The 13533-nt window shown below is 58.0% G+C and carries 7 protein-coding genes; 3 read left to right on the top strand and 4 right to left on the bottom strand.

Annotated features, from left to right (window positions below):
* Positions 1-25: 25 nt before the first annotated feature.
* From AGA_RS02995 to AGA_RS02985, 3 genes are all read right to left on the bottom strand, one after another.
* Positions 26-2044: a transglycosylase domain-containing protein gene (locus tag AGA_RS02995; protein ID WP_059022965.1), complete on the bottom strand. Its 2019-nt coding sequence runs from the start codon at positions 2042-2044 to the stop codon at positions 26-28.
* A complete protein-coding gene (locus AGA_RS02990; protein ID WP_059022964.1) occupies positions 2041-7113 on the bottom strand; it encodes an alpha-2-macroglobulin family protein in 5073 nt (1690 codons plus the stop codon). Before AGA_RS02990 ends, AGA_RS02995 begins: the two co-directional genes overlap by 4 nt.
* 208 nt (positions 7114-7321) lie before the next feature.
* Complete coding sequence (locus AGA_RS02985; RefSeq protein ID WP_231945981.1) at positions 7322-8608, bottom strand: L,D-transpeptidase scaffold domain-containing protein; 1287 nt, start codon at positions 8606-8608, stop codon at positions 7322-7324.
* Between the two features lie 228 nt (positions 8609-8836).
* Between AGA_RS02985 and AGA_RS13650 the strand changes: the two genes are divergently transcribed.
* A complete protein-coding gene (locus tag AGA_RS13650) occupies positions 8837-9028 on the top strand; it encodes a hypothetical protein (protein WP_157065286.1) in 192 nt (63 codons plus the stop codon).
* A gap of 231 nt (positions 9029-9259) precedes the next feature.
* Here the strand turns inward: AGA_RS13650 and AGA_RS02975 are convergent, their stop codons facing one another.
* Positions 9260-11137: an AAA domain-containing protein gene (locus AGA_RS02975; protein WP_231945979.1), complete on the bottom strand. Its 1878-nt coding sequence runs from the start codon at positions 11135-11137 to the stop codon at positions 9260-9262.
* Between the two features lie 51 nt (positions 11138-11188).
* Between AGA_RS02975 and istA the strand changes: the two genes are divergently transcribed.
* Together istA and istB are read left to right on the top strand one after the other, a co-directional pair.
* Entirely contained in the window at positions 11189-12712 is a 1524-nt protein-coding gene (istA, locus tag AGA_RS02970) for an IS21 family transposase (protein WP_059024568.1), read from the top strand.
* Positions 12702-13481, top strand: coding sequence for an IS21-like element helper ATPase IstB (gene istB, locus AGA_RS02965; protein WP_025437151.1), 780 nt, complete (start codon positions 12702-12704; stop codon positions 13479-13481). Before istA ends, istB begins: the two co-directional genes overlap by 11 nt.
* The last annotated feature ends 52 nt before the right edge of the window (positions 13482-13533 follow it).

Here is a 13533-nt window from a genome sequence, read left to right as displayed (position 1 = left end):
ACTGACAGTGCAAGAGGGTTTCATTTCACCGTATACGAATATCAATAGTCGCATGGGCGTTTTGTGCGTCCGCAAGAGTGATGTGGGCAAAGCCGGGTGCATCAGGCGTCCATGAAGGTTGCGCACCGGGCGGTACATCCAGCGGAATGCCATTGATATACCAATGATAAGGCGGATGGCCGCCTGAGCCTTCCAGCCCGACGGGCAGCATCGTGCCCTCGGAAGAGCGGCTTTCAATTTCGGAATGATTGCGCGGAAAGATGATCTGCGGTGCCTGCCGTTGTTGCAGGGTGCGCAGAGCAGGTGACAGGACTGCAATAGCACGATGAGGTTGGGCACTGGCTGGCGGGGCTGATGTATGCGGGGATGAAGAAAGCAGGGAGAGAAGAACTGCCAGTACTGGTCCTGCCGTATCCCGTCCTGTCAGCCCGGGAGAGGCGGTGCCGTCCGGGCGCCCGGCCCAGACACCGACAGTTGCCTGTGGGGTGGAGGCCATCGCCCATCCATCTCGATTGCCGTAGGATGTACCTGTCTTGAAGGCAACTCCCTCCCATGATGCTACGCCAGCCGGTGGAGCGGTGCCCCGCAGGATTGTGCGAATGTCGGCATTTGCTCTGCTGGACAGCAGGGCTATCTCGGGGGCAGGGTCTGCCGATTTCAGACCTGTTGGTTCACGATGCAGGGGGGCGACGTGACCATCATGATCGAGTGCCGCATATAGCATTGTCAGCTCATAGAGTGAGATGCCTGCACCCCCGAGGACGATCGCAAGGCTCGGCGTGCTTTGTGTGCCATCCGGGTTTTCTGGCAGTCGCAACCGCACACCGCAGGCGGAGAGGCGCTCCATGAACCGGGAGGGACCAACCCGCTCCAGCGCCTGAATGGCAGGCACATTGAGTGAAAGCTGGAGGGCTTCACTCACCGTGGCTTCCCCCCGGAAAGCATGGTCAAAATCCTTGGGGGCATAACCACCAATGGCAAGTCGGCTATCGAGCACACGTGTGTGGGGCGTCATCCAGCCTTTTTCGAACGCCATGCCATAGACAAACGGCTTGAGTGTGGAACCGGGGGAGCGGGGTGCCAAAACAGCATCAATCGCATTGCCCGGAGCCTTATGTTCGGCCCCTCCGACCCATGCAACGATCTGCCGTTCATGGTCGACAATCAGTGCTGCAAATGTTCCACGTAGCGGGGCTGGGTGGCTGGCAAGCACCTGCCGTGCGTTGCGCTGGAGCCTTGCATCAAGCGTTGTCACCACCACGCCGTTGCGCCCTGCGCTGAGAAAATGACCGGCGAGTTCAGGGGCGTCATGCGGTACGCCACGTGTGTCTGGTGTTGGCCATGCAACAGGCCGTAAGGAAGTGGCGCGTTGCAGTGTGCGGAGCGCAGCGCTCAGCAAGGCGTCAGGATGGCGGTCCGGGCGGAGTGCAGCGGGCCGCCGGGGTAAAGTCACAAGAACCGCGGCCTCGGTGGGTGTCAGATGGCTTGGCTCATGCCCGAAATAGAGCAAGGATGCCGCACGGATGCCTTCGATATTCGTGCCTTCAGGAGCCAGCGTGAGGTAAAGATTCAATACACCCCGACGCCCGAAACGCCATTCAAGCTGGAGGGCGCGCAGGATATCGCGCAGCTTGCCGCCCCATGTATGACGGTGCGGGGTAAGGAGGCGGCTTGTCTGCATGGCCAGCGTGGAACCACCCGAGACGATATGACCACGCTGGGCCAGTTGCCAGATAGCGCGCGCAAGGGCCTGCGGATCAACCCCCGGATGGCTTTCAAAGCGGTGGTCTTCCGTCATCATCAGTAGTGTGATGTAGGTCAGGTCAACTTCCTGGCTTTCAACCGGCAGACGCCAGAAGCCATCGCGGCTTGTATGGCCGTCAAGCAGTGTATGGTCACGGGCTTGAACAAGAAGGGCGGCTTGCTCGGCCCGATGTAGGTCTGGCGGATTAAAACGGTCGGCCACCAGCAGACCAGCCGGAATGAGGCTGGTGAGCAGCAGGCCGAGTGTACAGTTTCTGACGAGGCGGGAAGAAGCCCTCAATGTGCAGTGATCTCGACTGTCCCTGATGCCGTGCGAGCCATCAGGCTCGGAAGATGCCGTGCGCTGACCATCGCTTCTGGCAGAGTGAAGCGGCCCGGCGTAATGGCGCGGACGATGTAGGCAACATGGAAACTCCGCGTTGCAACGTCTGGAGACTGCGTCGTGAAGCGCACCAAAGCACTAAAGCGATCATCCTGCGCGGCAGCATGTTCAGTGTTACTGAGTGTGCCCAGAAAAGCGTAAGGGGGCTTTGCTCGGTCGTTTTCAGTGTTGTCCATGTCTTGGTCGTCAGATGCAGCATCCTTTGCGGCATCCTCAGGAGACACAATGCTCTCGATTTCCCACCCGGCAGGAAGCAGGCTTGTGATGCCCACCAGATAATTACCGGGGTGGAGGGCTGTGCCTTTGAGACTGATGATAAACCGGTCATTCTGTTGCATGTGTGTCAGGTCAAATGGCTGACCAGTCAGGGTAAAGCCCTGCATGGCCAGTGTCAGTCCGTTGGTGAGAGATTTGATATTCCCGGCTGGCTCGCCCTGCACGGTCAGGGTGCTGAATAGCATCTTCCTACCGGTATTTTCGACCTGAAGGCCCTTTTCGAGTGCGGCGGAATCAAACGGATAGGCAAGCGGCAGGCGAAGCGGTGTGGCGTTAGAGCGCCCCTGCACGCGCACACTCCGCCCGTCAGTATCCTTGTTCAGAGCGCTGGCAGCTTCGAGCAGCGCCGTTCTGGTTGCAGTTGTCAGCATATCAGGTGACAGAGTCAGCTTGCCAAACCGCCCAATGAGCAGGTGGGTGCGCCGGTCGTCATGCGCTTCGGCTGTCAGGGCAGCAAGCCCGGCCAGATCGCGCACGTAGGTCCAGTATCTGTAATCCCACAAATCCGGCTTTCCGGTGCGGGACGGCCCGAGTGCCGAGATAGCTGCATCCAGCAGTGCTTCTGGTGATGTCGCGCTGTTGTCCTCCGGTGCATCATCCATCGCGAGTGCGACAGCGAGATGCCCAAGAGCCAGAGGATTGGCCTGTGCATTGGAGCCTGCCGTGTCAGCCCAGACATAGTTGACGTGGGTCCCATCCTGCCGCGCAACGAGCGAGTCCGCGAGAGTATGGATTTCATCCGGGTGGAGGCGACCAGCGCGAGCCAGCACGTATGCCGCGTAAGCGCGTGTATTCAGGCGTTCTGCCTGCCTTTCACTGTCATCCTCTTCATCATCGACGCTCTGAGACTGGAGCTGCTCGCTTTCAATATTGTCGAGCAGCAGGCCGAGCCGGTCCTCCGGCACGGTGTAGCCAGCGGCTTTTGCCCGGATCAGGAAATCAGCAAGATAGTCCAGATCGTCGGGAAGACTGAGGCCATCGGAACGGTCCCACTGGCCAATCTCACCTGACGGGTTCTGGCGATCAAAAAGCGTATTGATGGCTGACTGGATGGATTGACCCGGAGTGTTGCTATGGTCGTGCGTCTCGGAGAGAGGCGGATTGCCTTGTTGCAGCAGCGCACGGGCCTGAGCCGCCAGTGTGTCAGAATCCCCCCAGACGATGGATTGCAGGGATTCTTGCAATCCGACTGTATCAAGGCCGTCCGATACGGAGATGTTGAGGGTTATCCGCGCATCTGCCGGGTTGAAGCCCGCCAGTTCCGTGCGGTCCCATGTCTTATGGCTACCGGGTGGAAGCGGGGCAGTCCGGCTGACGGTAAGCGGAACATGCGCCAGTCTGATGCCGATAGGCCAACTTCTCGTCAGCAGCGCTTTTGATGTGCCGGGTCGGCGCAATGTGAGATGGACATGCGCAATGGCGGTACGGCCCGGCAGGGTGGGGGTGGCGGCCAGCGCAACACGCAGGTCAGCGCGCCCACCGGGTTTGACAGGGGCGCTGAGTGTGCTGGAGCCAAGAACACGGAGCGGCCCATCCGTGGTGATCTGAACCTCGTAAGGTGCTGATGGCGCATCAACGTTGATAATGGAGACCTGTGCCTGTGCCGTATCCCCCGGAGCGAGGAACCGTGGCAATCCCAGATCGGGGAAAACCGGGTCTCGTGCGGTGATGTCTGCCTGCGCGTTACCAACGGCATCTTTGCTCCATGCCGAGGCCATCAGGTGAAGCTGACCGTCAAAATCCGGCACATTGAACGAGAGAGTGCCGTGCCCGGAGCTGTCGAGTGCGACAGGGCCATCAAACAGCGCGATGCTTTCCGTTGTTCGCACGGGCGGGCCATCCGCACTGCTGTCGTTTGACGTTACATCCCCCCCAGACCGGATCCGGCCGTTTTTCGCATCACTCAGTAGCAGAGACCCGTAGTTGTCCAGCATGTCCAGCCCAAGACGGGGGCGACCGTAAAGGGCATCAAACAGGTTGAGCGGCGTGAAATGGGTGAGGTTGAGAATACCCTGATCGACTGCGGACACCGCGACCTGCACATGCCCCACCGGGCGACCCTGACTGGCCTGAACCGTCACGGGAATGGTGATGCGATGGCGCGGGGTGACGATGCCGGGCGCATCAAGCGTTACATTCAGCCGATGCGTGTCCTGATTGACACCAATCCATGTGACACCAACCGCCCGCACAGGGTCATGCGGGCGCAGGCCGGAGGGGCTGTTGAGGGGGCGATAGAGTGTGACCAGTGCATAGGCGCCGGAATGCCAGTCCGGTGTGGCGGTTACGGGCACGTCCAGCCCTTCTTTCGGGACGTCCACAAAACGTGTGTTAAGCACACGGTCTGTTGCAAGCGTTATCTGGGCCTGCCCGGCAAAACCACCGCCAATGTGGATAACCGTGCTGCCGCCTGAAGCGATATGTGTATCGCGCACGCTGAGCGGCAGATGGTCCGGTGTGCTGGCATCACCGTTTCCTCCCCAGCCGACCTGAAAGCGGAGTGAACTGCCTGTTACGCCGCCACTTTCGCTCGGGATGGCACTCAGGCGATATTCGCCCCAGTCCAGCATTGGGGTGATCCGCGCTGTGCCTTTGGCATCTGTTGCAAGATCGCCCGAGCGCATGGGTACGTCCACGGTGTGGCTGCTGAAGGTCCAGCCATTGTCTGGTGTGTGGGACCAGTTATAGATCCGGTTGACGCGTGACAGGGTCCAGTGAATTTTGCCGATGGCAACTGGATGGTTGTCAGGCGCGAAGCTTGCAAGATCAATGGGGATAACAGCACTGCCCATGCTGGAGGAGGCATCTGTCGCGACATGGAGGCCGATCAGTGGTGCGGTGCGGCGGACGGGAATTGTAAAGTGCTCACCCACGCGCCGCCCCATGGGGTCAAGAAAACCAGCGCGTATATCAAGGGCGAGCGGCCGGGTAAGGCCCTGAGGAATATCCGGCGTGAAGGTCAGCTGCGTATGACCTTCACGGTCAGTTGGAGCCGCGTTGATGTCGTCGCTGACTGATGGTGTCTCCTCGTTCTCCAACCCGAAAGCCCAGCCTGTGTGGTCTGGTATTGGATCGGTCGTAGGAACAAGTTTGTAGGAACTGTCACTTTTAAGGTCCGCACCGGGCGCGCCGTAGAGAAAACATGCCGTGGCATCAATCACAACGGCCTGTCCGGCGGTTGCTGAGGCTGGTGACTTAAAACTGACTTCGATACTGGGTGGTACGAAATCCTGAACGCTGAAATGAGCCGAACCGATGGCGGGCAGAGAAGGGTCGAGCAGAATATCGGCCCGCCACAGGCCAGTGGGGGCGCTGACGCTCAGAGGCAGGGTGGTAGCGTAGCCGCCCTCTGCCGCACCTGTAAGCGAAATGCGGCGTTCTTCCATCATATCGGGACGGTACAGAACAAGAACCGGGTGCGCGTCTGGAATAGCCAGCCCTGCCCGGTCACGCAGAAGAGTGAGGAGATGCACGCTCTCACCGGGACGATATATCCCGCGGTCAGGCTGCACGAGTGCGCGACTGCTCCCCTGAAAGGGGCTGACTGCGCCTTCAAGATGCTGTTCTGAAAAATCGAACCATTGCCGGTCAAGATGCAGAAAGCCGAAATCGTCTCCCTTGCTTGCCAGCAGGACCGAGGAGCGGTCTGCCATGGTGCCACGGAGCAAGGGGGCATCAAAATGCCCGAGACCACTCGCATCCGTTTTGACTGTCGCCAGAGTGCCGCCATCACGGGCACGCAGTGTCAGCGTAACATCAGGAGTAGGCTGTCCGCTCATCAGGGAGCGAGCACTGACTGTCAGCCCGTCTTCACCCCGCAGCATGGTCAGGCCAAGATCGCTCAAATTAACCCAGTGGGCAGAAATAGGCTTGCTTTCCAGCGGCTCGGCGTTAGCGCTCGCACGTTTAATGGCAGTTTCCACGGGGCTTTTTTCGGGCGGCGTTGCGGCGTCTTCAACCGTCACCAGATAAAGGCCGTTCTGTCCTGCGCCAATTGTCTCTGCCAGCGGGAATCCAGTTGTCACAGATCGGTCTGGAGCATGATCGATAGCCATGGTGCCATGCCAGATTTCACGCATGGTCGTGTCCAGCAGGTTCTGGAACGTATAAGGATCAAAACTGGTCTGGTTCAGATCAGGAAGTGTGCTGTCGATATGACCTGCGCCGGGAAATTGCTGATATGCTGCGACCCGAAAGACGTGGAGACGAACCGTGGAGACGTTCACAGTTTCGATAGCGAGGGCAGGCGTATGCCCGGTTGTGCGTCCGGGCAGGATAAAGCCGTCTCCTATCAGCCCAACATGCGCATCACGACGCCCAAAACGGGCGCTGAGCGTGAGGGGGGCGGGGAGGTTCTGGCCATCGGCTGAAGTAAAATCCGGGTCGACCTTCATTGTGTAAGCCTGCCCGAAGGCAAGCTCGCCAAGGCAGAACGTGTCATTCTCAACACGCGGCGTGAAGGCGCTTTTTGGTGAAAGATGGACCGAATGGGCCAGTGTTGATGTTTCTTGTGCGTTCAGGTTCTGATTGAAATGCAGGCAGATTTCAGGGTGTTCACCTGTTGCATCAAGAGAGGTGCGCTGGAACGCGAAAGACGCGGGCTCAGCAGAGGCCGCCCGACTGCATGGCACGAGGCACAGAGCCGGAAGGGCAATAAAGCTCAGGGAAGAAAGCAGAAGGCGTAGAGACAATATCTTGAACCCTGAACAGTTTATGCTGGCTTACGCAATGTAAACAGTCCCAATATTGACGGGGACCGGGTTTTACAAATTACGCGGCCATGAGAATTTGGTCCATAGCAGCGTAAAAATGTTGCTCGACCTCGACGGGCGCAAAGATCATGACTTGCGATGATGCCGTTTCGGTTGGCACGATAGGAGGTTAACAGCTGCCGTATCTTCAAACCGGTCTGGATGCGCTGTGAGAGGCATGGGGACGACGCGGCGGTCTATGCAACTGCTCCCAGAGTGCAGGGTCCCGGTTGTAGAAATCCGGCGCATATCGCAGCACGCCGTTTTCGTCCACGAACACAGTCTGGTAAACGACGAACACCGACACACCCATAGGCAGGTCGTGACGCGTCGTCTGGCCAGTCGCGATGTCCTGATCGATGGCCGTAAGGGGTTCCTTCAGCAAAAGGGCAGCCAGCTCGCGCGATTTTTGCACCCGGATACAACCGTGGCTGATACGACGGTTGGCGCGGTTGAACAGAGACCGGTCAGGCGTGTCATGAAGATAAACGTCAAAGCGGTTGGGCATGTCGAACATCAACAGGCCGAGCCCCGCTTCCGGCCCCGCCATCTGCTCGATTTCTCCGTTGGGAAGCATGATCATCCTGTTACGGGCAAGATAGGTCGGATCGCGACTGATCCTTGGCAGCATCTCACGCGCCACAATGTCTTTCGGAACAACCCATGGTGGATTGAATAGGCTTGCTGCGATAACCGCCTGAAATTCCGGACTCTGGTTGCGCGTCGCGTCCTGCCCGACGATCACCCGGGTGGCCAGTACCGGCTGGTCATCGCGATAGGCCACCAGCCGCTCATCCGCCACGTTAACCACGATACGATCGGCGGGCATCACGCGCGGGAGCCATCGCTGGCGCTCGAGATTAACCTCGATCCGGCGCTGACAATCCAGAACCTTGCGCCGCTCAGTCGGTCCTACGGAACGGCAACTTCGCAGCGCCTGCCGCAGGATGTGATAAGTCGGGGTCGTGGGGGCCAGACCTTCGATCATGGCGGCCGGGTCTGGCGTGTCCAGAGACTGGCGCACTTTAGCCGCCACATCCACAGCTGCGGGCGTCAGGGCCTGATTGTCCGCCCGTCGTTCCGGTGGCACAGCGCCGTGCGCCAGAGCGTCAGCATAAGACAGCGCCGCGTCCGACAGCAGAAGTTCACGCTCAAGCGGTGTCAGATTACTGTCATCCCGCAACAGATCGGCATGAAACAAAGCGGGGTCCAAACCTTGGTCGCCCGCATGGGCAATGGCCTTTAGGATGGCCTGTGCCTGAGCAGGATGGTTGTCCCATACCGGTTCAAAGTCGTGGCGGCCGTAAAATCGTCTCAGCAGGCCGATGTTAAGCGTGTCCCCCTCCACGGTGAGCGCCGACGGCGCGTTGAGTGCATGCCCTATCTCGGTCGATGCACGATCCGAGATGGTGGTGCAGGCAGAGAGACCAGCCATCGCCACCAACGCACAATAACGAGCAGTGGCAACCCATTGGCCCATGGTGCGTTCTACTGTTCTGATCGTTGAGGAACCGTCACAATATGCCTTGTTTTGCCACCATGATGTAGACATAAAACACGACTCCTCAATGCTTCAGTATAATGTAAATATTAGTTTGACTTTCTGTCGAGTGATGTTCTTAAATACTGAACGCCCATCAGGGCCTTAACAAAGGGGTAACAGATGTCTGCGACTTCCAAAACATCGTCCCGTTACAGACTGCTCCGTAATGCGGCGCTTGTAGCCCTCGCCATTCCTCTATCGATGCTTTCCGCTTGCGCGGACGACAAACCACCGCCGCCGCCACCGCCCGCGCCAGTCGAAGCCCCGCCGCCGCCTCCTCCCCCGCCGCCAGCACCTCCCGCCCGCGGCTGAGGCCCTGCTTCCGACAGTTCAAAACGTCAGCTTCCAGCTCCTTCGTGGAGCTGGAAGACTCGAAAAAACTTTTGAATATAATGCGCTCTTTAGTCTTGTAATGAGAGGCAGGAAATAATCCTGACACAAACTGATACAATTTGAAAATTACAAAAGCCAAGGCGCATTTTGCGCATCATGGCTCATTTTATATAAAAAATCATAGTGTGTATCATGCCAAAAATGAGTGGATTATTTCTGATATGTGCTCTCAGTCATGGCACTTTTCTTCTGACTATCGAAGATGTATTGCCCGATAGGCATGTTGCCCTGCCCTTTCAGGCGTTCATTCAACTCGTCAATCGCCTCGCGGGACGCTCGTTTTGCATCTTCTCCAGTCAGAACCCAAGATGTATCTAAATTTGCTCCTTCCGGGCTATCTCTCCACACACTGAGCCAGTTGAAAGATCCCTCATCAATAAACGCTGAGGTCAGAAGCGTCTTGGAATGCAGCCTCCGAATAGTCAAAACCCGCGCACCCGCTTCTTCAAGCATCTTCCTGAGTGGTGCGGTCTTTTCATCATCACGGGTTACCACATTAACCAATGCCCCCCGTGCGGCAGCCTTCCGAATACCTGTCTGGGTCTGCACTGCCGTAACGGCCTGCTGGGAAAGATAAGGAGAAACAATAATAATCTCTTGTCCAGTCTTTAAGTTTTCGAAGGCATAATCCAACAACTTGTGATGTTCCGTAACACTTGAAATCCGACGGCCTCGCAGAATCAGACTGTCATCAGCCACCCAGTTTCCGGTAACGTCTCCAAGCTCAACGCCCTTGGAAAACAAGGCTTTCCCTAAAATACCAAGGGCTGAAACTGGATTTCTTTCAAAAATTTCCATCGTTCCAATAACGACAAAAGAATGCACTGCCCTCGAAATGGCAACGTTGAGCAAGCTACGCTTGCCGTCCAGAAAACCAGTGCTGACATCCCGATCGCATGTCGGGGAGAACACCACAATATCCCGCTCGGCACCCTGCATGGCATTAACCGTGCCAACCATTATTTTGCTAAAATTCCTGTTGGGATGTTCACGGGAGTGCTGACGCAGCGCAGCGCGGATGGCGTCCTTCTGAGGGGAAAATGGCGTAACAACGGCGACTATCTCATGGATTGGCTTCTGATAGAATGTTTCCCATTCCTGAGATTTTTCGAACACCCACCGCGCAACGGCACTCGCTTCCTTCAGATTCCTTTGACTGTTTCCTAAACGATCCGTGCGCCCATTAACATTTGCCCATGCCAAGGGTGGTAAAGGCGGCTTCCGAGATGGTGCTACCGTCATAGGTTGAAGTTTGCCGTTGTAAACCAACCTGTTGCAGATTTCGATAATGTCTCGATGACAACGACGATGCTCGGTCAGGAATATTCCAGGCACTGGACTGTCAGAAGACGTATAGCTGGTGCTGGTCTGGGCAACACGCATCACAGACCCCATCAACTGCCCGTTCCCCGGAGCCGCTGTAACGACCCGCGGACTAATGGGACCATCATTGTCCCAGAAGTAATCCTGCACACCAGCTTTACGAGCATTGCCCGTATCGGTTACATGCGATGTCATGATAACCGGTTCAATCTGAAACACATCGCCTACAACAACAGCTTTGCGCGAAAAAGCCATACCGGGCACCATTTGATACGGTGCAATCTGCCCAGCTTCATCCACAATAAGCAGATCGAAAAAATCCGTCATATAACGTTCGACGAACTTATCACCTTCTTTCACGCGGCATTTCGAAAGCTTGGGAAGACTTGCCGTAGTCACGATGAAGAGCGGCGTCAGCATGGCCCAACGGCGATACATGGCTTTGATAGCACGCTCCCCTACCCTGAACGGATAGGCTCTATTATCGTTATCATTCAGGGCCTTCTGGAGCGCATGAACCTCAAGAACCCAGCGCCCTTCCCAATAGCGCAAGGCCAACTGGAACAATGCATAACGAATGGTGCGATCAAGAAAGTCCTCAACCACTCCAATAGAACCCTTCCAGCTCTCAAGCCGCCAAGGATGTTGATTTTCACTGAGAACTGACCCGGGTAGGGCGGAAATTTTCATCGAGATTTGACCCATGCCTTCACACTCCCCGGCATCATCTGCTGGGGGGGTTTTGGAGTGATTGACATGGAGCTTCTGAGTGTGATCCGCCGGTGGCACTGCCGGGATCATCTTCCGATCCGCGAGATCGAACGCCGGACGGGACTGTCACGCAATACGATCCGGAAATATCTCCGGGCACAGAGTATTGAACCGCGGTTCCAGGTCCCCGAACGTCCCAGCCGACTGGACCCGTTTGCTGACAGGCTGAGGGGATGGCTGGTCCTGGAAGCCGCTCGCCCCCGCAAGAATCGGCGCACGGCGCGACGACTGCATGAAGACCTTGTGGCACTGGGTTATGATGGATCCTACGGACGGGTGGCCGCTTTCATCCGGCAGTGGAAACACGAACAGCACCAGGCACGCCAGACAACGGGTCGGGGTGTTTTTGTGCCCCTGTGCTTCCAGCCCGGGGAAGCGTTCCAGTTCGACTGGGGCGAGGACTGGGCGGTCATTGCCGACCGTCGCGTCAAGCTGCAGGTTGCCCACACCAAACTGTCCTTCAGCCGGGCCTTCATACTCAGGGCCTATCCCCTACAGACCCACGAGATGCTTTTTGATGCGCTTACCGAGGCCTTCCGCGTGCTCGGTGGCGTGCCGCGGCGGGGTATTTTTGATAACATGAAGACGGCCGTGGACCGGATTGGGTCGGGCAAGGCGCGTCAGGTCAACCTGCGCTTCATGGCCCTGGCCAGCCATTACCTGTTCGAGCCGACCTTCTGCAATCCGGCAGCCGGATGGGAGAAAGGGCAGATCGAGAAGACCGTGCAGGATGCCCGGCGCCAGATCTGGCAGGATTTGCCCGTCTTTCCCGATCTGGGGGCGCTGAATGCCTGGCTGGAAGCCCGCTGCCTGGACCGTTGGGAACGGCTGCGGCATGCTGGATTGCCGTGTAGCGTCTCCGAGGTCCATGCAAGCGAACGTCCCCACCTCATGGTGCCGGGGCGTCCCTTTGACGGGTTTGTCGAACAGACCAAGCGCGTCTCACCAACCTGCCTGATCCAGTTCGAAGGCAACCGCTACAGCGTGCCGGCCTCCTTTGCCAATCGTCCGGTCAGCCTGCGGGTTTATCCTGACAAGCTGCGCATTATCGCCGAAGGGCAAGTTCTGTGCGTGCATGACCGGATCATCACGCGTTCGCATGGTGTGCCAGGCCGCACGGTGTATGACTGGCGGCATTATCTGGCGGTCATCCAGCGCAAACCGGGCGCCCTACGCAATGGCGCGCCGTTTACCGAATTGCCAGCCGCCTTCCGGACCCTGCAGGATCAACTGCTCAGGCGCCCTGGAGGCGACCGGGAAATGGCTGAAATCCTGGCCCTTGTGCTGCAGCATGATGAGCAGGCTGTCCTCTGCGCGGTTGAACTGGCACTTGAAGACGGCGTGGCGACCAAGACCCATGTTCTCAATACGCTTCATCGCCTGATCGATGCCAAGAGAACCGTGGTTCCCCGGCTCGATGCCCCACAGGCCCTGGTGCTCGAACACGAACCGTGCGCCGATACAGGGCGGTATGACATCCTGCGAAGGGACAGCCGCCATGCGTCATGATCCTGCGGCTGCTTCACTTGTGGTCATGCTCCGTGGATTGCGGATGTATGGCATGTCCCAGGCCACGGCCGACCTCATCGAGCAGGGGGCACCTGCCTTCGAGGCGGCCATCCCCATCCTCTCACAACTCCTGAAGGCGGAACTGGCCGAACGCGAAGTGCGCTCCATCGCCTACCAGACAAAGACCGCCCGGTTCCCCGCCTACAAGGACCTGTCCGGGTTCTCCTTTGCCGATACGCAGGTCAACGAGCCCATGATCCGCCAGCTCCATAGCGGGGACTTCATCGAGCGTGCTGAAAATGTCGTGCTGATCGGCGGTCCGGGAACCGGGAAAACCCACCTGGCGACCGCGCTGGCCATCCAGGCGATCACCCATCACCGCAAGAAGGCGCGCTTCTGGTCAACGGTCGACCTGGTCAATGCGCTCGAACAGGAAAAGACCGCCAACCGGGCCGGGCAGATTGCCGACAGGCTGCTCCGCCTGGATCTCGTGATCCTTGATGAACTCGGTTATCTCCCCTTCAGTGCGTCTGGGGGCGCCCTGCTGTTCCATCTGCTCAGCCGCCTCTACGAGCGCACCAGTGTCATCATCACAACCAATCTGAGCTTCAGTGAATGGGGAGACGTCTTTGGTGACCCGAAGATGACAACGGCGCTCCTCGATCGGCTGACCCATCACTGTCATATCCTCGAGACAGGAAATGACAGCTACAGGTTCCGCGCCAGCACCGCCGCGTCAAAAAACAGAAAGGACAGATCCTCTTCTTGACCGCCCGCCCGACTGTGCCTGAAATAGCATCTGGCTGGGTCAATTCCTGATG

It is taken from the genome of Acetobacter ghanensis (genome assembly GCF_001499675.1).
Classification (GTDB): Bacteria; Pseudomonadota; Alphaproteobacteria; order Acetobacterales; family Acetobacteraceae; genus Acetobacter; species Acetobacter ghanensis.
The sequence above is the reverse complement of the archived record's forward strand: the minus strand, read 5'-3'. Positions and strand labels throughout refer to the sequence as shown.